Raw genomic sequence first — 21,025 nt, 5'->3', positions numbered from 1 at the left:
AACGGACAACCGCCCAAATCAGTCCAATGACCCGCTGATAAGTTGAGGTAAATCATCAAGTATCTCAACGACGGCAGGCGGGGACTTTCCTGATGAGCAGAATCTACCGGATCAAGGCGCTTCTGGCGGCCGGCGTCGCAGCCGCCGCGATGATCCCGCCAATGCCGGCGTTCGCGCAGACGGCGCAATCCAGCACCCAGCTTGAACCGGTGGTGGTCGAGGGCGAGGCCGGAGACAGCGCGACCGGGCCGGTCGACGGCGTCGTCGCCAAGACGACCAGAACCGGTTCCAAGACGGCGACCGACATCAAGGAGGTCCCGCAATCCGTCTCGGTGGTCGGACGGCAGGAGATCGAGGATCAGGGTGCACAGAAGGCTGACGAGGCGCTGCGCTACACCGCGGACGTCTTTGCCCAACCCTTCGGTCCCGACAGTGACACCAACTGGATGTACATTCGCGGCTTCGATGCAACGGCCACCGGCACCTACATGGATGGCCTCCAGCTGTTCAGTTATGGTTTCGGCGGTTTCTATGTCGACAGCTTCGGCCTTGAGCGCATCGAAGTGCTGAAGGGGCCGGCCTCGGTGCTTTATGGCGGCAGCAATCCGGGCGGCCTGGTCAACTATGTCAGCAAGCGCCCGGACTTCGACCGCACGCGCTATGTCGAAACCGGCGTCAACGATGCCGGCAATGTCTATCTCGGCTTCGACATCGGCGACGTCGCCAACAACGGCACGGTCAGCTACCGGATGACGGGCAAGGTCGCCGGCGGCGATACCTACAGCGACCTGCAGAACGGTTGGCGCGGCTTCATCTCGCCGAGCATTAGCTGGAAGCCAGACGAAGCGACCACGCTGACCATACTGGCCAATTACAGCCACATCGACGAGAACCATAACGGCGGCAGCTTCCTGCCCTATGATGGAACCGTGACCGATCACATTGTCGGCGGCGTGAACTATGGCCGCATCGATCCCGATGCGAACTTCACGGAACCGAGCATCGACCTCTACAAACGCGAGCAGGGCTCGCTCGGCTACGAGTTCGAGCACACGTTCGACAATGACTGGACCGTTCGCTCCAACGCCCGTTTCACCCCCGCCGACATCAACGAGGTCAGCGTCTATCCGAACGGCTGGTCAACGATCGGAGGGCCGACCGAGCTGGCGCGCATCAATTTCGATCACGACACCACGGCCAAGACGTTCCTCGCCGACAACCAGATCGAAGGCAAGGTGGCGACCGGAGCGATCGAACATACGATCCTCGCCGGCGTCGATTTCAAATATTACAACATCGACCAGGTACAGTCGTCCGGCCTCTACGATCCCAATTATGACAATCCGATCGACGCTTTCGATCCGGTGTACGGTTCGCCGCTGACGCCTCGCGTCAGCTATCTCAATCAGGACCTGACGCAGAAGCAGCTTGGCTTCTATGCACAGGATCAAATGCGCTTTGGCGACGGCTGGCTGGTGACACTGAACGGCCGCTACGACCGTGGCTGGCTCGAAGCCGACAACCGCCCGACCTATTACTCGGCGGGCTCCAGCACGCAGAGCAGCACGGTTGGCGACTTCTCCGGCCGCGCCGGCCTGGCCTATGAGTTTGCCAACGGCGTAACCCCCTATGCCAGCATCGCCACCTTCTTCAATCCGATCATCGGCACCGACGCGGTGGGCAATCTGTTCAAGCCGGAAGAGGGCACGCAGTACGAAGTCGGCGTGAAGTACGTGCCGACTTTCGTCGATGGCCTGTTCACCCTGTCGCTGTTCGACCTGACCCGCCAGAACGTGCCGTCGAATGTCACTCCCTTCACCCAGATGCAGACCGGCGAGGTGCGTTCACGCGGCGTCGAGCTCGAAGGCAAGGTGAACGTGACCGAGGATTTCCGGCTTACAGGTGCATTCACAGCTTACGACATCGACATCACCAAGGACGCCAACCCGGCGCTCATCGGCAAGACGCCTTTCATCGTGCCGGAAGTGATGGCTTCCGCATCGGTCGATTACACCTTCCGTGGCGACTGGTATGACGGCATCTCGATTGGCGGCGGTTTGCGCTATATCGGCTCCTCATGGGCAGACAATGAGAATACGGCGAAGGTTCCGGCGGTGACGCTGGCCGACCTGAAGCTCGGCTACGAGAAGGAGAACTGGGGCGTCGACCTCAACATCACCAACCTTTTCGACAAGACGTATGTGTCGAGCTGCCAGACAACGCTCACCTGCTCCTACGGCGAAGGCCGCTCCTTCAAGCTGAAGGCGCACACGAGTTGGTAATCATGGACCGAACCCGCCGGCGATGATCCATCCGCCCAACAGACGGCAGGTGCTTGCGCTAACGGCCGCGGCCTTGCTGCCGCCGGTTGCCGGCAGGACTAGGACGACAAATGTTGCCGCGATCGATTGGGGCATGCTGGAAACGCTTCTGGCGCTCGGCCTCGAGCCGGCGGCGGCGGCCGAACTGATCCAGTTCCGCAGGATTGCGGTCGAGCTTGCAATTCCCCAATCCGTGACCGATCTCGGACTGCGCGGCACGCCCAACTACGAGCTGTTGCGCATCGTCGCGCCGGACCTGATCGTCATCTCCAATTTCTACGAGTACCAACGCCCGATTCTGGAGCGCATCGCGCCGGTGTTCGCGCAAACCGTCTACGAGGCCGGAGTGCCGCCCTACGCACTCGCCGAGGCAGCGACGCTGGCCCTGGGCGAAAAGCTCGGACGACCGGCCGAAGCGAAGCGTTACGTCGGCGACACCGCCGACGACATCGCGCGGCGTCGCGCCGCCATGCCAACCAGGTCCGCACGGCCGGTCTTTGTCATCAGCCTCGGCGACTCCAGGCACTTCCGCGCCTTCGGCCGCGACTCCATGTTCGGTGACGTGCTCACACGGCTCGGCCTGGTCAATGCCTGGTCCGAAGAGACAAGTTACAGCGCGGCAGCACCCGTTGGCCTGGAGGCGCTGGCGCGGGTGCCCGAGGCCTCCATCCTGATCGTCTCGCCCTTGCCGGCGGATGTCGGGCGCTCGCTTCCCACCAATGCGTTGTGGAACGCGCTGCCGGCCGTGAGCAAAGGCCGCGTCGCGGTGCTCGAAGCGATCAAGCATTTCGGCTGCCTGCCGTCGGCGCGCCGCTTCGCGCGGCTGGCGACGGCGGCGCTTGCGGGTCATGCTTCGTGACGGAGCGCGCCATGGCCCGGAGCGAGATGCCTCACCGCACCATCGGCGGCGCGCGGTCGCCCATCATCCTGTGGGGCCTGCTCGCGGGGCTGGCCACACTCTTGTTCGCATGGCGCGTCGGCATGCAGCAGCCGGCATCGGTGCCGGGCGATCTCCAGCATGTCATCCTGTTCTACAGCTCGCTGCCGCGCGCCGTCGTAGCGGTGCTGGCGGGCGCCGTGCTCGGCCTGTCCGGCCTGCTGTTGCAGCATGTGCTGCGCAATCCGCTGGCGGAACCATCGACGCTCGGCATTTCGGGCGGCGCGCAACTGGCGATGACGCTCGCCTCGCTTTACGCGCCGTTGCTGATGGAGCGATCGCAAGGGCTGGTGGCCTTTGCCGGCGGCACCGCCGCTGTGCTGCTGGTGCTGGCGTTGACCTGGCGGCGCGGGCTGGAGCCGGTGTCGGTCGTGCTCGCCGGAATGATGGTGGCGCTGACCGCGAGTTCCGTCAGCGCCGCGCTGATCCTCGCCAATGGCGACTACCTGTTCTCGCTGTTCATCTGGGGCGGCGGGTCGCTGGTGCAGCAGGATTGGCAACCGGCTATCGCCCTGACGATCAGGCTGGCGGCCGGCGCCGCCGCGGCGCTGATGCTGCTGCGGCCGCTGACCATCCTTGGCCTCGACGACGCCTCGGCGCGCGGCCTTGGCGTTGCCCGCCACACCAGCCGCTTTCTCATCATCGCGCTTGCGGTGTGGATGGCAACGACTGTCGCGGCGCAGATCGGCGTCATCGGTTTCGTCGGCCTTGCCGCGCCGGCGCTCGCCACGCTTTCGGGCGCGCGCACCCTGCGGCAGAAGCTGGTCGCCGCGCCGCTGATCGGCGCAGTACTGCTGTGGCTGACGGACGGGCTGGTCCAGCTCGCCGCCGGAGCCGGCGGCGAGCGCATTCCGACCGGCGCGGGAACCGCGCTTCTGGGCGGCCCACTGCTGCTGTGGCTGTTGCCGAGGCTGCGCATGTTCGAATGGCCGCATCTCGGTTCCAATGGCGCGGCACCGCGCAAGGCTCGCCGGCCATGGCTCATCATCTTCGTCCTGCTTGCGCTCACATTTGCCGCCGCCGCCTTGGCTCTCGTCGTCGGGCGTGGACCGGCAGGGTGGTCGATCGCCGGCTGCGACCTGCTGGCCGATCTCGTCTCCTGGCGCGCGCCGCGTGTCGGCGTGGCCGCGGCCGCCGGCGCGATGCTCGCGGCGGCGGGCGTGGTCATCCAGCGCGTTACCGGCAACCCTCTGGCGAGCCCCGAAGTGCTTGGCGTCGGCACCGGCGCGGGCGCCGGCCTGACCGCCGTGCTGACGGTCAGCGCAACGGCCGGGCTTGGCTGGCAGCTCGCCGGCTCGGCCGCGGGCTCACTGGCGGCACTGGCCGCCATGCTGGCCATCGCCGCCAAGGCAAAGTTCGGCGCCGACCGATTGCTGCTTGCCGGCATTGCCATGAGCGCGCTGTGTAGCGCGCTGATCACCGCGACGATCGCGATGGGCAATGCACAGTCCTATATGCTGTTGCGCTGGCTGAGCGGCTCGACCGGCCAGGCGACCGCCCTGGACGCATCCGTTGCACTGGCCTGCCTGTTGCCACTGACGCCGCCGCTTTTTCTTGCCGCGCGCTGGCTGGACATCCTGCCGCTCGGGGCCGACAGTGCGCGCGGACTTGGCGTGCCCGTAGCCGGCGGGCGGCTGATGCTGGTCGTCGTCAGCGCGCTCCTGACCGCGCTGGCCGCTTTGATCGTCGGCCCGTTGAGCTTCGTCGGCCTGATCGCGCCGCACCTTGCCCGGCTCCTCGGCTTTTGGCGCGCACGCATTCATCTTGCCGGGGCGATGCTTCTGGGCGCCTTGCTGATGACCATATCGGACTGGCTGTCGCGCATGGCGGCTTTCCCGTACGAACTGCCTGTCGGCCTGTTCGCCTCATTGCTTGGCGGGCCGTATCTCGTCTACCTGCTTGCCAGGGGCGTGCCGCGCCAGGGCTGACGCGGTCCGGGCATGTCAGGAAGACCGTTCGGCCTTCAGCACCGAGACCGCCGCCTCACTGTTGTGGACGTAGTCATTGGCGTCCGGCTGCTTCTGCACCATGAGGATGAACAGAAGGTCGGTCAGCGTCAGCTGCGCATCGCGCGCGGTGATGGACGATGAGCGCGCACGCTCCTCGTCGGCGATGGTGTAGAGGCAGATATCGGCAACGCGGCCCAGCGGGTTGTCGTGCAGGCCGGTGACGGCGATCACCACGGCGCCGCGCTTGCGGGCGAGCTCGGCGATGCGCAAGGTTTCGATGCTGGCGCCCGAATGGGAGAGCGCGAACAGCACATCGTCAGGCCCGAGCGTCGAGGCATTGGCCATCTGGATATGGCTGTCGCTGTCATGCAGCACATTGCGGCCAAGCTTCATCAGCTTGTAGGAGAAATCACGCGCCACCAGCGAGGAGGCGCCGACGCCGGCCAGATGTATGCGGCGCGCACCATCCAGCAATTCCAGCGCCCTGGAGATGATCCGCTCGCTGTTGGCGGCGACGGTCCGCTCCATCGACAGAAGCTTGCTGCCGATCAGCTTCTTCAGGATGACCTGGTAGCCGTCGCCGACCTCGATCGAACCGTGGATCATACCGGCCGGCACCTGCCATTCCCGCGCCTTGGCTTCGCTGACGGCGAGCTTGAGCTCTTGGTAGCTGGCATAGCCGAGCTTCTGGCTGAATTTGACGACGCTCGACTGGCTGCGCCCGATCTCAGCCGCAAGAGCAGCCGTCGACAGCCGCAGCATCTCCTCGGGATTTTCGACGATGTACTGGCCGATCTCACGATCGCCGGGCGCCATGCCGTCGAGCTTGGCATTGATCCTGTTCAGAACGGACATGATCCCCCTTGCGCTTTGGCGTCCAGCCGCACGGCCAAGGAATAATTTATTCCAATTTCGATTGACAGCCAAGAACGCGGAATTAATTCTCAAGCGGGCCGGATTGAGCTCGGGAACAGCTTTCGAGAGCGCCGCGCCCGGACGCGGCCCGGCGCACAAGGTTTCAGCCATGGACAGACTGCGCATCGTCGGCGGGCAAAGACTGCAAGGCGCGGTCACCATATCGGGCGCCAAGAACGCCGCTCTGCCGCAGATCGCGGCGGCGCTGCTAAGCCCCTACCCGCTCGAACTGACCAACCTGCCCGATGTGACCGACGTCGAGAACATGCTCGGCGTGGTGCGGCTGCACGGCGCCGAGGTGACGCGATCGGCCCATGCCGCGACGATCGACACCCGTGCCGCCGTTTCCAGGGAGACGTCCTACGACACCGTCAGAAAGATGCGCGCGACGGTGCTGGTGCTGGCGCCGCTGCTCGCCCGTTTCGGCCATGCGCGGGTTTCGCTGCCTGGCGGCTGCGCTATCGGCGCGCGGCCGGTCGACATGCATGTCGCCGCACTCGCGGCGCTGGGCGCCCGCATCGCCATCGAGAACGGGCTGATCGTCGCCTCGGCGCCGAACGGGCTCACCGGCACGCGCATCGTCCTGAGCTCGCCGTCGGTCGGGGCGACGGAAACCGCCATGATGGCGGCGACCACGGCCAAGGGCGAAACCGAAATCCTCAACGCGGCGCGCGAGCCCGAAGTGGCCGACCTCGCGGCTTGCCTCAACGCGATGGGCGCGCGTGTCGAAGGTGCCGGCACACATCGCATCCTGATCGCCGGCGACACGGACTGGCGCGCGGCCAGGCACGACATCATTCCGGACCGGATAGAGGCCGGCACCTATGCCATCGCCGCGGCGATCACCGGCGGGCAACTGGAACTGACGCATGCCCGGCTCGAGCACATGGCCTCGGTGGTGCAACTGCTGGAGGCGACCGGCGTCGGCGTCTGGCCGGGCGACCGCGGGCTCATCGTGTCGCGCGAGCGGCCGCTCAAGGCCGCCGACGTCACGACGGAACCCTATCCGGGCTTTCCGACCGATCTCCAGGCGCAGTTCATGGCGCTGATGTGCTGCGCGCAGGGCGCGTCGCTGCTGCGCGAAACCATTTTCGAGAACCGCTTCATGCATGTTCCCGAACTGATGCGGCTCGGCGCCAACATCAAGCTGCAAGGCACCACCGCGCTGGTGCGCGGCGGCGAGAAACTGCATGGCGCGCAAGTCATGGCCACCGATTTGCGCGCCTCGGTGTCGCTGGTGCTGGCGGCCTTGGTCGCCGAGGGCGGGACGACCATCAACCGGGTCTATCATCTCGACCGTGGCTATGAGCAACTGGACCGCAAGCTGCGTCTGTGCGGCGCCGACATCGAGCGGCTGAGCGCATGAACAACGGCCGCTCCGATTATTTTCTCGGCGTCGACGGCGGCGGAACCGGCTGTCGCGCCCGCGTCGAGGATGCCGAGGGAACCGTGCTGGGACAAGGCCTCTCCGGTCCGGCGTCGACGCGGCTCGGCATCGATACGGCCTGGGCGTCGGTTGCCAAGGCCTTTGGCGCGGCGATCGAGGAGGCAGGGTTCGGCGCGGCGGAAAGCGCCCGAATTCACGCCGGCATCGGCCTTGCCGGGATCGGCCGCAAGGGCGCGCTGGAGGCGCTGCGGGCGATCGCGCATCCCTTTGCCAGCATCGATTTCGTCAGCGATGGCGTCGCCGCCTGCCTCGGCGCGCATTCGGGCCAGGACGGCGCCATCGTCATCGCCGGCACCGGTTCGATCGGCCTCGGCTTCGTCGAGGGCCGCGACCTGCGCGCCGGAGGCTATGGCTTTCCGATCTCCGACGAAGGCAGCGGCGCCGATCTCGGGCTGAAGGCCGTGCAGCTGGCGTTGCGCGCCCATGACGGCCGGCATGAGCGCACGGCACTGCTGGCGGAAGTCATGCAGCGTTTCGAGAACGACCCGATGCAAGCCGTGGCCTGGATGGACCGCGCCAGCGCCACCGACTATGCGGCCCTGGCGCCGATGGTGATGCGCCACGCCGACCAAGGCGATCCGGCAGGGCGGCGCATCGTGCAAAAGGCCGCCGAACAGATCGACACGCTGGTGCGGGTTCTGTTCGAAAAAGGCGCGCCGCGCGTGGCCCTGCTGGGCGGGCTCGCCAGTCCGCTCGAACCATGGCTCGCACCCGACGTTCGCCGGCGCCTGAAAGCCGCCGATGGCGACGCGGTTTCCGGGGCGATCATTCTTGCCCGCAGGTCACTCGGCAAGCATTAGCGCGGAAGGAATAATTTATTCCATCTTTCCGTTGACGGAACGAATATTGAATTCTAAGACGTTAACGAAACGGGGTAGCATAACGAAATACGCGTGTGCCTGAGCCAAAGAGGAACCACTTCCGAACAGGCTGAGCGGCCTGATTTTTGAAAGCACTGATTTGAAAGCACTGGGATGAGCGAGCAAGGTTTGATGTCCGAGCTGGACCGGCTGGTTTCCGAAGGCCGGAATCCGCGGACTATGGACATCGACCTGCTGCCGACGATCGATGTGCTGCGCACGATCAACGACGAGGACCGGGTGGTTCCGGCAGCGGTCGAAAAGGTGCTGCCGGACATCGCGGCCGCGGTCGACCGCATCGTCCTCGCCTTCCAGAAAGGCGCTCGGCTTATCTATATGGGCGCCGGCACCAGCGGCCGGCTGGGCGTGCTCGACGCCTCGGAATGTCCGCCCACTTTCGGCGTGCCGGAAGGCATGGTCGTTGGCCTGATCGCCGGCGGGCCCGACGCGCTGGTGCGCTCGACCGAAGGGGCCGAGGATGATCCCAAGATGGGCGCCAGGGCCTTGCAGGACATCAAGCTCACCCCGGACGACGTGGTGGTCGGCATCGCGGTCAGCGGGCGCACGCCCTATGTGATCGGCGGGTTGAATTATGCCAAGCAGGTGGGGGCAACGACGGTCGCCCTGTCCTGCAATCCGGCATCGACCATAGCAGGCATTGCCGACATCGCCATCTCGCCGGTCGTCGGTCCCGAGGTGCTGACCGGCTCGACGCGGCTGAAATCCGGAACGGCGCAGAAGCTGGTGCTCAACATGCTGAGCACGGCCTCGATGATCCGCATCGGCAAGAGCTACCAGAACCTGATGGTGGACCTTAATCCGTCCAACAGGAAACTGGCCGCCAGGGCAACCAGGATCGTGATGCAGACCACAGGCTGCACGGCGGCGCAGGCGCGCCAGGCGCTCGGCCGGACCGGCAACGACGTGAAGCTGGCGATCCTGCTGACCATCACCGGGCTTGAGGTCGAGGAGGCGCGCGCAGCCCTCGCCAAGGCAAGGGGTTTCCTGCGAAAGGCAATCAGCGACGAGACGCATGAAGGCGCTTGAGACCAGACGGCGTGAAGCTGCTTTACACAAGACGGCGCGAAGCCGCATAGACTGGGCCGATGCTCCAAAGCGCGTGTGTCTTGGAAGCGGTCCGCAGAAACTGCAAGGGCATCGGGTTCAAGCAAAGATGGGAGACGAGAATGGTTCACCTCACAAGAAAGCTGCTGTCGGGCATCACGCTGGCAGCCATGCTCGGCATCGCCACGGTCTCGACGCAGGCGGCGACGCTGCACATGGCCTGGTCGCAGGACGCAACGGGACTTGATCCGCACAAGCAGACGGCCTTTTCCTCGCTGCGGCTCCTGGAGCTGATCTATGAGCCGCTGGTGCGGGTCGATGCCAGCCTGCAGATCGTCCCGGCCATCGCCACCTCCTGGGAATTCTCCAAGGACGGCAAGGAGCTGACCTTCAAGCTCGATCCCAAGGCGAAATTCCAGGACGGCGCTGCCGTGACTCCGGCCGACGTCAAGGCATCGTTCGAGCGCATCCTGGACGAGAAGACAGGCGCCGCCGCCCGCGCCAACTTCCTGTCGATCGCCAGCATCGACACGCCGGACGTTGGAACCGTCGTGTTCCATTTATCGCAGCCCGACGCGCCGATCCTGACGGCGATGAGCGACATCAACGCGGCCATCGTGCCGGCGGCCGAGATCAAGGCCGGCTCGATCGGCACCAAAACGGTCGGCTCCGGCCCGTTCAAGCTCGATAAATGGGACCCCAACGCCAAGGAAGTCTTGAGCGCCAACAAGGAATGGGCCGGCGGCGCGACCGGCGTCGACGGTATCGAAATCAGCGTGCTGCCCGATGAAGCGGCGATCCTCGCCGCCATGCGCACCAAGCAGGTCGATTTCGCGCTGCTCAACGATCCGCTCGTCGCCACGCTGGTGCCGAAGGAGGCTAGCCTGCAACTGAACCGCGCGCCGGTGCTGGCCTATAACGTGCTGCAGCTCAATCCGTCACGCAAGCCGATGACCGAACTCAAGGTGCGCCAGGCGATCTCCTGCGCCATCGACCGGCAGGAGGTTCTGGACACCGCCGCGCTCGGTGAAGGCAAGGTCACCGGACCGCTGACCATCCCAGCACTTGCGACCGATCCAAGCCAGCTCTTCTGCTACAAGCGCGATGTCGAGAAGGCCAAGAAGCTGATGGCGGAAGCGGGCTTTGCTGACGGCTTTTCGGCGACCGTGATCGGCGCCACCGGCGAGCCGCCGACGGCGGCGGCGGAAGCCCAGGTCATCCAGTCGCAGCTCGCCGAGATCGGCGTCAAGCTCGACATCAAGATGATGGAGCTCAACGTCTATGTCGACGCCTGGCTGAAGGGCGATTTCGACATGGCGATCGCGCTCAATGGCGGCCGCGCCGACCCCTACACCATGTACAACCGCTACTGGACCAAGTCAGGCAATCTGCAGAAGGTGGCCAACTACATCGATGACACGCTGGACAGCCTGATGCAGAAAGGCCGCGCCGAGACCGATCCGGCCAAGCGCAAGGCGATCTTCACCGAGTTCGAGAAGCACCTCGCCGAAGTCTCGCCCTGGATCTGGCTCTACACGTCCTACAGCTATACCGCCCAGCAGAAGAACATTGCCGGGTTCGTGCCGACGCCGACGGGCACGCTGTTCAGCCTCAGCAAGGTTACCATCCAGCAGTAGCCGTCGCCGGCCCTAGAGTCCGATGATTTCAGGTTGAATCGACCTGAAATCTGAATCCGCCTCTAGATCAAAGGGATAGAAGCATGATGTCGTCCGAAAACCGCTTCACACTTTTCGGCATCATGCTCTAGACGAGAGGTCTTCTTCGCGTGAATTATCTGATGCGACGACTTGCGGCGTTTCCTCTCGTCCTGCTTGGCGTGTCGATCCTGGTCTTCGTGGCGATCCGGATGGTGCCGGGCGATTCGATCACCGCGATGCTGGGCACCGAAGCCGGCCTGCTGACGCCGGCACAGCGCGATGCGCTCGCCGCCTATTTCGGCATCGACCAGCCCTGGTTCGTCCAGTACTGGCGCTGGATCGGCGGCATCCTGCACGGCAATTTCGGCATCTCCGTCATCTATGGTAGGCCGGTATTGGACGTCATCCTCGAGCGCTTCCCGCTGACGCTGGAACTGGCCGTGCTGTCGATGATCATCGCACTCGCCGCCGGCATGCCGGCGGGCATCTACGCCGCCACGCATAGTGAGAAACTGTCCGACCTCGGTGTGCGCGTCGTCGCTATGATCGGCCAGTCGACGCCGAGCTTCGTGCTCGGCCTTTTGATCATCTACGCGCTGTCGGCCGGCTTCGGCGTGCTGCCGGCCATGGGCGAATTCGCGCCGCTCTGGCAGGATCCCTTGCGTAATCTCAGCCAGCTGATCCTGCCTGCCATCACGCTCGGCTTCGCCTTCGCCGCCTCGGTCACCCGCATCTCGCGCTCGGCCATGCTCGACGTGTTGAGCGACGACTATGTGCGCACCGCCCGCAGCAAGGGCGCCTCGGCGCGCAGCGTCATCTGGCGACATGCGCTCCCCAACGCGCTGATCCCCGTAGTGACGCTGAGCGGCATCGAGTTCGGCTATCTCCTGGGCGGCGCGGTCATCGTCGAGCAGATCTATGCCCTGCCCGGCCTCGGCCGCATGGTGCTCGACGCCATCCTCCAGCGCGACTACGCGCTGGTGCAGGGCAGCGTGCTGTTCATCGCCTTCAACTTCATGATCGTCAATCTCCTGGTCGACCTCGCCTATGTCGCGCTCGATCCGCGCATCCGGCTGGGCGAGCAGTGATGCGCATGCTGCGCGCCATCCTCGGGCACAGCAGCGGCCGTATCGGCGGCGTGATCGTCGGCGTCTATCTCCTGGTCGCCATCCTCGGCCTGTTGGGACTGACCCCGCACAATCCGATCACGCAATACCGGGTCGACCGGCTGCATGCGCCCAGTGCCGCCTACTCGATGGGCACCGACCTGTTCGGCCGCGACGTGGCGAGCCGGCTGATGGCGGGCGTCGGCCAGTCCTTCACAGTGGCCTTCCTTTCGGTCGCCTTCGCCGCGCTTGCCGGCACCGTGCTGGGGCTCGCCGCCGCCTGGCTCGGGCGTCGCTGGGACGGCGTGCTGATGCGGATCATGGATGTGCTGCTGGCTTTTCCTGCCATTCTTCTGGCGCTGCTGATCGTCACCGTTGCCGGACCGGGCACATGGACCAGCGTGGTCGCCATCGGCATCGTCTATACGCCGATCTTCACACGCGTGGTCCGCGGCCCTGCTTTGTCGCTCAAGGCGCGCGAATTCGTCGACGCCGCGCGCACCTTCGGCAGCAGCTCGAGCTACATCATCACGCGGCACCTGCTGCTCAATCTGGTCGCGCCGCTGACCGTCCAGGTGACGCTGGCGCTCGCCTGGGCACTGCTGACCGAGGCCGGCCTGAGCTTCCTCGGTCTCGGCACGCAGCCGCCGGCCGCCTCGCTCGGCCTGATGCTGAGCGACAGCCGCAATCTGATGGAAACCGCCCCATGGCTGATGATCTTCCCCGGGCTGGCGATCATGATCAGCATTCTGGGCTTCAACCTCTTGGGCGACGCCTTGCGCGACATCCTCGATCCGAGGATGCGGAGAGCGCTCGCATGATCCCGCTTCTGTCGGTCCGCGACCTGAACGTCGGCTTCGGCCGCGACCCGAAAGCCAATGAGGTGGTGCGCGGCGTCAGCTTCGACCTCGCCGACGGCGAAACGCTGGCCATTGTCGGCGAAAGCGGCTCGGGCAAGTCGGTCACCGCGCTGTCGATCAACCGTCTCATCGATTTCGGCGGCGGCCGCATCACCGGCGGCGCCATGACGCTGAAACGGGCCGACGGCAGTCTCTTCGACCTGACGACCGCGACCGAGAGGCAACTGACCGGGATTCGCGGCGCAGAGATCGGCATGATCTTCCAGGAGCCGATGACCTCGCTCAATCCTGTGCTGACGATCGGCACGCAGATCGAGGAATCGTTCCGGCTGCATCGCGGCCTGACCGGCCGGCAGGCCACGGCGGCGGCCAAGGACGCGCTCGACCGGGTGCGCATCCCCGATGCGGCAAGGCGGCTGAAATACACGCCCAACCAGCTGTCGGGCGGCATGCTGCAAAGGGTGATGATCGCCATTGCGCTCGCCTGCAATCCGCGTCTGCTGATCGCCGACGAACCGACCACGGCGCTCGATGTGACGGTACAGGCGCAGATCATGGCGCTGCTTGCGGAGCTCAAGCAGGAAAGCGGCATGTCGATGATCTTCATCACCCACGACATCGGCCTTGTCGCCGGGATCGCCGACACGGTGATGGTGATGCAGAACGGGCAGGCCGTGGAACAGGGCGAACTGAACCAGGTCCTCGACAGGCCGCAGCACGCCTACACACAGCATCTGTTGCAGGATGTGCCGCATTTCGCCCACGGCCGCGCGACACGCGCGGACGGACAGCGCGGCAAGAATACAAGGACCGACCCGGCCCTTGAGGTCAACGGCCTGGTGGTGCGGTTTCCGCTCAGGAGCAGTTTCTTCAGCCATGCCAGCGGCGCGGTGCACGCCGTCGACGGTGTCGACTTCGACCTGATGCCGGGAGAGACACTGGCCATTGTCGGCGAGAGCGGCTCGGGCAAATCAACCACCGCGAAAGCAGTCCTTGGGCTGGTGCGCTCGACGCGCGGCAGCTTCTCGGTCGGCGCCCGGACGGCCTCGGCAAAGCACGGCGCCAAGCCCGTGCAGATGGTTTTCCAGAATCCCTACGCTTCGCTCAACCCGCGGCTGAGCATCGAGAGCATCCTGGCGGAGCCGGTGATCGCCAATGGCGGCCGGGCGGACGCCGAAACGCGAGCCAGGATGGCGAGCCTGCTGGAGCGCGTCGGCCTGCCGCAGAACAGTTTGCAGCGCTATCCGCACGAATTCTCCGGAGGCCAGCGGCAAAGGCTGTGCATCGCCCGCGCGCTGATGCTCAACCCGTCGGTCGTCGTTCTGGATGAAGCGGTTTCCGCCCTCGATGTTTCAGTGCAGGCCAAGGTGCTGGAGCTGCTGGTCGACCTGCAGCGCGAGTTCGGGCTGGCCTATCTGTTCATCTCGCACGATATGGCTGTCGTCGAGCGGATCGCTCATCGCATCGCCGTCATCTATGCCGGCCAGATCGTCGAGATCGGAGACGCGGCCTCGGTGCTGTCGGCGCCGAAACATTCCTACACGAAGAAGCTCATATCAGCGGTTCCGGCCATCGACCGGCGGCATGAGCGTTTCGAGATCGACACACGCCAGGTGCCTTCCCTGGTGCGCCCGCAAGGGTTTGAGCCGGCGCCGGCGAGATGGGAGGAATTTGGGGTAGATCATATGGCGAGGGTGGAAGGGTGATGCATGGTGGCCCTGGGCTCGGTTAGGTCGGCGGGACAGCACCCCCCTCTGTCCTGCCGGACATCTCCCCCGCAAGGGGGGAGATCGGATGTCGCCTCGGCCTTCGCCAATCTCCAATGGTGGAAGGCTGGCGGGACATCAACTCTGCCAATCTCCCCCCTTGCGGGGGAGATGCCCGGCAGGGCAGAGGGGGGTGTGACGGAACTCGGCCTTTCAGGACGCCAGCATTGAGCCCCCTCGCCCAGATCTTCGACCGCGCGTTCCAACCGCTCGCAGCAGCAGTGGCCGCCAAGCGCATCCCCGGTGGCGTGCTCGGCATTGTTGACAGGAATGGCGACCGCATCACCAGGGCGATCGGCTCAGCCCAACTCGTGCCTAAGCAGCGACCGATGCGTGAGGAGACCTGGTTCGACCTGGCATCCCTGACCAAGGTGATCTTCACCACGCCGCGCATTCTGGCGCTGGCTCAGGACGGTGCCATCGATCTCGACGCACCACTCGTCTCGGTGCTGCGGGACCTACGCCAGTACGACGCGAATGCCTGGGAGCGGAAGGTGACGTTTCGCCAGTGCCTCGGGCACCAGACGCCCTTCCCGGCCGTCGAACCGATCTATACCTATGGGCGCGACCCCGACTTGCTGCGCGCCTTCATCCTGCAACGGGAATGGCGGGCCCGCGATCCCGTTTATTCCGACATCAATTTCATCCTGCTCGGCTTTGCGCTCGAACGGCTGTCGGGGAAAAGCATCCGGGACATGGAGCCCGGCCCGGGCTTTGCGTGGTCCGCCGAGCCCGATCTAGCCGCTGCAACAGAAGACTGCACCTGGCGCCATCGGGTTCTGTCCGGCGAGGTGCACGACGACAATTGCGCGGCGCTGCAAGGCGCCGGCCATGCCGGCCTGTTCGGCACGGCGGCCTCGGTGCTCGATTTCGCCCAAGGGCTGCTGGACGGCGCATCCGAACGGTCGATCGCGCCGATGCGCACGCCCTTGTCCGCCACCCGCACCCATGGCTGGGAGCGTCCTTATGACGGCTGGTCCGGCGGCGCCTTGTGCAGCCCGCAAACGATAGGCCACACCGGCTTTACCGGTACGGGGCTGTGGATCGACTTCGACAAGGGAAAGGCCTGGACCTTGCTTACCAACCGGATCCATCCGACACGTCACTTCGACAGCGGAATCGTCGCGCTTCGCCAAGCGGTCGGCGATCTCATCAATGGAGTTCGATAATGGAATCCATCTGGGCCGTCGGCCTGATGACCGGCACCGTGCTGGACGGCAACATCGATGTCGCCCTGATCAAGACAGATGGCGAGCGCATCGACGATTTCGGCACCTACCGGCTGATGCCCTACCCCCCGTCGATCCGCTCGCTGCTGGAAGAGACGCTTAAGCAGGCGCGGGGCTGGAATTTTGCCGGACCGGAGCCGGCGATCTTCCGCGAGGCCGAGGAGGCGCTGACGCGCGCGCAATCGGCGGCGGTCAGGGAGCTCGTCGAAGGCCATGGGATGACAATGGCGGATATCGGCGTCGTCGGCTTCCACGGCCAGACCGTGCTGCATCGCGCGCCGCAAATCGGCCGGCTCGGACAGACCCGGCAGCTCGGCGACGGCGAGTTGATGCATGCGATCCTCGGCACCAAGGTCGCCTATGATTTCCGCTCTGCCGACATGCGCGCCGGAGGACAGGGCGCGCCGTTGGCGGCCGCCTATCACACCGCGCTGATGCGCAGCGCCGGCGCCAGTGGCGAGGTAGCCGTGCTCAACCTAGGCGGCGTCGCCAACATCACCTGGTGGGACGGCGGCGACAATGTCGTTGCCTTCGACACCGGCCCCGCCAACGCGCCGCTCAACGACTTCATCAAGTCAAAGGGGCTCGGCGAAATGGACCGCGACGGCGCGCTTGGCCGGGGGGGAACGGTCGACGAAGCCCGGCTCGCCAAGCTGCTGCAACACCCCTATTTGACCAAACCCTATCCGAAATCGCTGGACCGTTTCGACTTCGGCGCCACCATGGCGGATGGCCTGAGCGCCGAGGACGGCGCCGCGCTTTTGACCGCCTTCACCGCCGCCGCGGTCGGCAAGGCACTCGATCTTCTGCCGAGCCGGCCGAAAAGACTGGTGGTCAGCGGCGGCGGCCGCCACAACCCGACGATGATGGCAATGATCGCCAGCCGCGCCGGTGTCGAGGTGGTGCAGGCCGAAAGCCTCGGCTGGAGCGGCGACGCGGTGGAGGCGGAGTGTTTTGCCTTTTTGGCGGTGCGCGTGCTGCGCGGCCTGCCGATCAGTTTCCCCAGCACGACGGGCGCGCCGCAGCCGATGCGCGGCGGACGGCTGGCCGGTTGATCAGCCCGCCGACAGTTTTTTCTGCAGGAAGACGCGGCTGCGGCCGACGGGGAAATCGGCGAGTGTTCCGAAGGGCTGATAGCCCTGGCGCCGATAGACCCTGGCGGCGTTGGGGTTGAAGGTGTCGATCCAGGCGTTCTGGCAGCCGCGCGCCATCGCCTCCTTCTCAGCCGCGTCCAGCATCGTGCCGGCCATGTGCCGACCGCGCAGCCTTTCGTCGACCCACAGCCATTGCACGTAGAGCCAGCCCCAGGCGGTGTAGCCCGAAGTGCCCGCGACAATCGCGCCGGCTTCATCACGCACGAACACCGCAAGGGCCTTCCTTTCGGAAGCGCCGACATCGCCGTCGTTGAACGCCATCAAACGTTCGCCGAGAAAGGCGAGCTCCTCGGGCAACGGGGTTGCCGTCGTTTCAAGTGTCGTGATCATGGCTCATCCGAAATGCGCAACGGGAGACGAACAGAGTTACGAAGGCCGGAGCGCCTGCGCAACGCCTATGTCCGTCCCCGAACAGGGTGCCGGTCCGGGGTGCCACCATTGCGGAATTCGGAGGCGGAAATGCCGTAGCGCTTGAGCTTGTCGTAGAAAGTCTTGCGCGGCACGCCGAGTGCGTCGATGGCCCCGCGCACGTCGCCGGCATGATCGCGCAAGGCCTCGCGGATGAGTTGCGCCTCGTAGCGGCCGACCCGTTCGGGCAGCGCCGCCGAGGGCTCCGGCAAGCGCGCGGACGTTGCCCTGGCCTCCTCGTCGGGCCCGAGGCCAAGCGCGACCCGGTCGGCAAAATGCGCGAGCTCGCGCACATTGCCCGGCCAGTCATGCGACTGGAGATGGTCGCTCACCGCGGCATTCACGGCCGCGACAGGACGGCCGAAACGCTGCGAGGCGTTACCTAGGAAATGCCCGAACAGCATCGGGATGTCGCCGCGCCGCTCGCGCAGCGGCGGGATGCGTAGCGTCACGACGTTGAGGCGGAAATAGAGATCCTCGCGGAAATCGCCGCGCTGGTCCGGCCGGCCTAGATCGACCTTCGTTGCCGCGACGACCCGCAGATCGAGGCGGCGCGTTTCGTTGGAGCCGAGCGGGGTGAGGCTGCGCGTTTCCAGCACCCGCAGCAGCTTGACCTGTAGCGGCGGCGGCATGGATTCGATTTCGTCGAGGAACAGCGTGCCGCCGCTCGAATGCTCGATGCGACCGATCCGCCGCCGCTGCGCCCCGGTGAACGCGCCCGGCTCGTGGCCGAACAGTTCGCTCTCGATGACGGTCTCCGGCAGAGCGCCGCAATTCAGCGCCACGAAAGGCTTTGCGCGGCGCCGGCCCCATCGGTGCAGGAGATCCGCCACCACCTCCTTGCCGGTGCCGGTCTCGCCTTCCACCAGCACGTCGACATCCATGTCGGCGATCTGACGCAAGGTCTCGCGCAGGCGGCGGATGGCGGGCGCCTCGCCGATCAGCGGCAGGCCGTCGGCGGCCTGCGCGGCGGCCTCGTGCAGCCTCCGGTTCTCCATCACCAGCCGCCGCTTTTCGCCGGCCCGATTCAGCGCCTCGACAAGGCGTTCGCCCGCATAGGGTTTCGGGATGAAATCGTAGACGCCGTCCTTGAGCGCCGCCACCGCGAGATCGACATCGCCATGCCCGGTGACCAGGATCACCGGTATGTCGATGTCGATCGCCCTGATACGATCGAACAGCTGCAAGCCGTTCATGCCGGGCATGCGGATATCGCTGACAACCACGCCCTGGAAATCCCGGTCGACGGCGGCAAGCGCTGCCTCCGCGGCCTTGAACGCGATGACGCCGAAGCCGGCAAGCTCGAGCAATTGCGTGGTGGCGTGAAGCATATCCGCGTCGTCTTCGACGAGCGCGACCAGCCCTGATCCCTCAGTCATTCAATTCGCCTCAGGTCGATGGTGAAGGATGCGCCTTTCGTGCTGTCGGGGTCGAGGCGCAGCGTGCCGCCCAGTTCCTGGGCGATCTCCTGCGAGATCACCAGACCGAGGCCAAGCCCCTTTTCCTTGGTGGTCTGGAACGGCATGAACAAATTGCCGGCCGCTTCCGGCCCGAGGCCAGGTCCATTGTCGCGCACCGAAACCAGCACCCTGTCGTCGCGCTCGGCAAGCTCGATCTCGATGCGCGGATCGGGCCGGTCCTTCAGGGCATCCAGCGCATTCTGCAAGAGATTGACCAGGATCTGCTCCAGCCGGATGCGGCTGGCCATGACCGCCGGCGAGGCGGTGCCGCGCGGCTTGACGACGGTCACGCCGGAATCGCGGATGCGGCCGGACAGGAGCGACAGCGCGCCGTCGATCGCTTCGCGCACCGGCAGCGGCGAGGCGGCGACGCCTGGCCGCCGCGCGAAACTGCGCAGCGTGCTGGTGATGGCGCCGATGCGCTCGGTCATCGACACGATCGATGTCAGGTTGCCCGAGACGGATTCGACCTTGCCGCCATGCAGGAAGCGGCCGGCATTCTCGGCGTAGGTGCGTATCGCCGCCACCGGCTGGTTGATCTCATGCGCGACGCCGGCGGCGATCTGGCCGAGGATGGAAAGCCGGTTGGCCTGGGCGAGGTCGTCGCGCAGCCGGCGAACCTTGGCCTCGGCGTTTTCGCGCTCGGCGATCTCGCCGGCAAGGGCCATGTTGGAGCGGGTCAGTTCCGCCGTTCGCGTGCTTACCCTGCTCTCCAGCTCGGCATTCATGCGCGCCAGCGCTTCCTGCCTCAGGCGGCGCGCACGGCGGCGCCTGAGAAGCACGTAGGCAAGCAAACCCGTGAGCAGCAACGCCAGCAGCGTGGTCAGGCGCGCCGTGTTGGCGGCCGACGTCAAAGCGGCATCGGCAGGCGTGAGCAGCCACAGACGCCAGCCGGGAACGGCGCCGGGCAGGTCCTGCGCCACTTCGACGAACTGGCGCGATTTTCCGGCATTGTCGATTGTCGCCAGGCCATCACCGGCACCGCGTCGTATCGGCAGCGGTTCGAAGCCGGTTTCGGCGAGTTGAAGCTGCGCGTGGGCTGTCGCGGCATCCGCGGCCGAGAGCGGCGCAAGCGCGTGGAAACGCCACTCGGGCCGGCTGGTCGCCAGCACGACACCGCGCTCGTCGGTGACGAAGACGACAAAGCCGCTGGAGCGCCAATTGGCTTCGACGCCGTCGAGTTCGACCTTCAGTACGGCGACGCCGAGCGGCGTCTTGCCGTCATCGACGCGGCTGGCGAGATAAAGTCCCGGCCTGCCGCTGATCGTGCCGAGGCCATACTGGCTGGCGGCGCCCTTGGTCATGGCGTCGGTGAAATAGTGGCGGAAATTGTAGTCGATGCCGACGAAGCTGCCCGGCTCGCCGGCGTTGCTGGCCGATATCGCGATGCCTGCCGTGTCGATGACATAGATGGCGGATGCCGAGGCGTCGGCGGCAATGGCGCGGAGCTTGTCGTCGAGCGCTGTCTCTTGCGTTTTGCCGGCCCGGCGCAACGCGTCGCGCACCGCATCGTCGCGTGCCAGCACCAAGGGAACGAGACGCTGCTTTTCGATTTCGCCGGTCAAGGTGCCCGCCGCCAGCGGCAAGGCTGCCAGTGCTCCGTCGCGGAGATCGCCGGCAGCCTGGTTGGCGGCAAGGCGCCCGGCAATCGCGACCGCCCCCGCCAGCATTGCCAGGGCGACCAGGAGAATGAGCCAGCGGCCGTCACGCAGCCTGGCCATCGCTTCGCGCAGCAGGTCGCGGCCGGCGAATTCCGGGGATGCGCTATCGATGTCTGCCTGCGGCGTCTGCCCTCTCCACCGTTCGCTGTTCAGCAGCCACTGTAATGCGAAACTCCGCCCAGGCAAACAAGGGTGAGTGCGGAAATCCGCACAGGCCTCCATTGAAATG

The 21,025-nt window shown here is 65.8% G+C and carries 16 protein-coding genes; 12 read left to right on the top strand and 4 right to left on the bottom strand.

The window, feature by feature from the left end; all coding sequences use genetic code 11:
• The first annotated feature begins 92 nt into the window (after window positions 1-92).
• The 3 genes from FJ428_RS01635 to fhuB are packed head-to-tail and all read left to right on the top strand — an operon-like array spanning window position 93 to window position 5,186.
• The gene (locus tag FJ428_RS01635; RefSeq protein ID WP_140878818.1) at window positions 93-2,282 is read left to right on the top strand and encodes a TonB-dependent siderophore receptor; all 2,190 of its coding nucleotides are present in this window, start codon (window positions 93-95) and stop codon (window positions 2,280-2,282) included.
• Between the two features lie 22 nt (window positions 2,283-2,304).
• Window positions 2,305-3,180, top strand: a complete 876-nt coding sequence (locus FJ428_RS01630) for an iron-siderophore ABC transporter substrate-binding protein (protein WP_140878817.1) — start codon at window positions 2,305-2,307, stop codon at window positions 3,178-3,180.
• A gap of 11 nt (window positions 3,181-3,191) precedes the next feature.
• Window positions 3,192-5,186 carry a Fe(3+)-hydroxamate ABC transporter permease FhuB gene (fhuB, locus tag FJ428_RS01625; RefSeq protein WP_224519133.1) on the top strand — a complete coding sequence of 665 codons (1,995 nt, stop codon included), beginning with the start codon at window positions 3,192-3,194 and terminating at the stop codon, window positions 5,184-5,186.
• Window positions 5,187-5,201: 15 nt separating this feature from the next.
• Here the strand turns inward: fhuB and FJ428_RS01620 are convergent, their stop codons facing one another.
• Window positions 5,202-6,062 (bottom strand): MurR/RpiR family transcriptional regulator, encoded by an 861-nt coding sequence (locus FJ428_RS01620; protein WP_140675114.1) that lies wholly within the window; start codon window positions 6,060-6,062, stop codon window positions 5,202-5,204.
• Window positions 6,063-6,231: 169 nt separating this feature from the next.
• Between FJ428_RS01620 and murA the strand changes: the two genes are divergently transcribed.
• The 9 genes from murA (at window position 6,232) to FJ428_RS01570 (ending at window position 17,168) form a co-directional block, all read left to right on the top strand.
• Window positions 6,232-7,488, top strand: coding sequence for a UDP-N-acetylglucosamine 1-carboxyvinyltransferase (murA, locus tag FJ428_RS01615; RefSeq protein WP_140685225.1), 1,257 nt, complete (start codon window positions 6,232-6,234; stop codon window positions 7,486-7,488).
• The gene (locus FJ428_RS01610) at window positions 7,485-8,369 is read left to right on the top strand and encodes an N-acetylglucosamine kinase (RefSeq protein WP_140562070.1); all 885 of its coding nucleotides are present in this window, start codon (window positions 7,485-7,487) and stop codon (window positions 8,367-8,369) included. Before murA ends, FJ428_RS01610 begins: the two co-directional genes overlap by 4 nt.
• A 174-nt stretch (window positions 8,370-8,543) precedes the next feature.
• Window positions 8,544-9,476 (top strand): N-acetylmuramic acid 6-phosphate etherase, encoded by a 933-nt coding sequence (gene murQ, locus FJ428_RS01605; protein WP_140878816.1) that lies wholly within the window; start codon window positions 8,544-8,546, stop codon window positions 9,474-9,476.
• 140 nt (window positions 9,477-9,616) lie between these two features.
• Entirely contained in the window at window positions 9,617-11,131 is a 1,515-nt protein-coding gene (locus FJ428_RS01600) for an ABC transporter substrate-binding protein (RefSeq protein WP_140685224.1), read from the top strand.
• 149 nt (window positions 11,132-11,280) lie between these two features.
• Entirely contained in the window at window positions 11,281-12,240 is a 960-nt protein-coding gene (locus tag FJ428_RS01595) for an ABC transporter permease (protein WP_140685223.1), read from the top strand.
• The gene (locus FJ428_RS01590; protein ID WP_140685222.1) at window positions 12,240-13,079 is read left to right on the top strand and encodes an ABC transporter permease; all 840 of its coding nucleotides are present in this window, start codon (window positions 12,240-12,242) and stop codon (window positions 13,077-13,079) included. Before FJ428_RS01595 ends, FJ428_RS01590 begins: the two co-directional genes overlap by 1 nt.
• Window positions 13,076-14,824: an ABC transporter ATP-binding protein gene (locus FJ428_RS01585; RefSeq protein WP_140685221.1), complete on the top strand. Its 1,749-nt coding sequence runs from the start codon at window positions 13,076-13,078 to the stop codon at window positions 14,822-14,824. The genes FJ428_RS01590 and FJ428_RS01585 overlap by 4 nt, the downstream gene beginning before the upstream one ends.
• 227 nt (window positions 14,825-15,051) lie before the next feature.
• Window positions 15,052-16,053 carry a serine hydrolase gene (locus FJ428_RS01575; protein ID WP_140878814.1) on the top strand — a complete coding sequence of 334 codons (1,002 nt, stop codon included), beginning with the start codon at window positions 15,052-15,054 and terminating at the stop codon, window positions 16,051-16,053.
• Window positions 16,053-17,168: an anhydro-N-acetylmuramic acid kinase gene (locus FJ428_RS01570; RefSeq protein WP_140497724.1), complete on the top strand. Its 1,116-nt coding sequence runs from the start codon at window positions 16,053-16,055 to the stop codon at window positions 17,166-17,168. Before FJ428_RS01575 ends, FJ428_RS01570 begins: the two co-directional genes overlap by 1 nt.
• Here FJ428_RS01570 and FJ428_RS01565 read toward each other — a convergent pair whose 3' ends face one another.
• From FJ428_RS01565 to FJ428_RS01555, 3 genes are all read right to left on the bottom strand, one after another.
• The gene (locus tag FJ428_RS01565; RefSeq protein ID WP_140555529.1) at window positions 17,169-17,597 is read right to left on the bottom strand and encodes a GNAT family N-acetyltransferase; all 429 of its coding nucleotides are present in this window, start codon (window positions 17,595-17,597) and stop codon (window positions 17,169-17,171) included.
• Window positions 17,598-17,662: 65 nt separating this feature from the next.
• A complete protein-coding gene (locus tag FJ428_RS01560) occupies window positions 17,663-19,054 on the bottom strand; it encodes a sigma-54 dependent transcriptional regulator (RefSeq protein WP_140763422.1) in 1,392 nt (463 codons plus the stop codon).
• A complete protein-coding gene (locus FJ428_RS01555; protein WP_140878813.1) occupies window positions 19,051-20,856 on the bottom strand; it encodes a sensor histidine kinase in 1,806 nt (601 codons plus the stop codon). The genes FJ428_RS01560 and FJ428_RS01555 overlap by 4 nt, the downstream gene beginning before the upstream one ends.
• Window positions 20,857-21,025 lie beyond the last annotated feature (169 nt).

This window comes from Mesorhizobium sp. B2-8-1 (assembly GCF_006440955.1).
In the GTDB taxonomy this organism is placed as follows: Bacteria; Pseudomonadota; Alphaproteobacteria; order Rhizobiales; family Rhizobiaceae; genus Mesorhizobium.
Note: the sequence above shows the minus strand (reverse complement) of the source record. Positions and strands in the feature narration are given on the sequence as shown.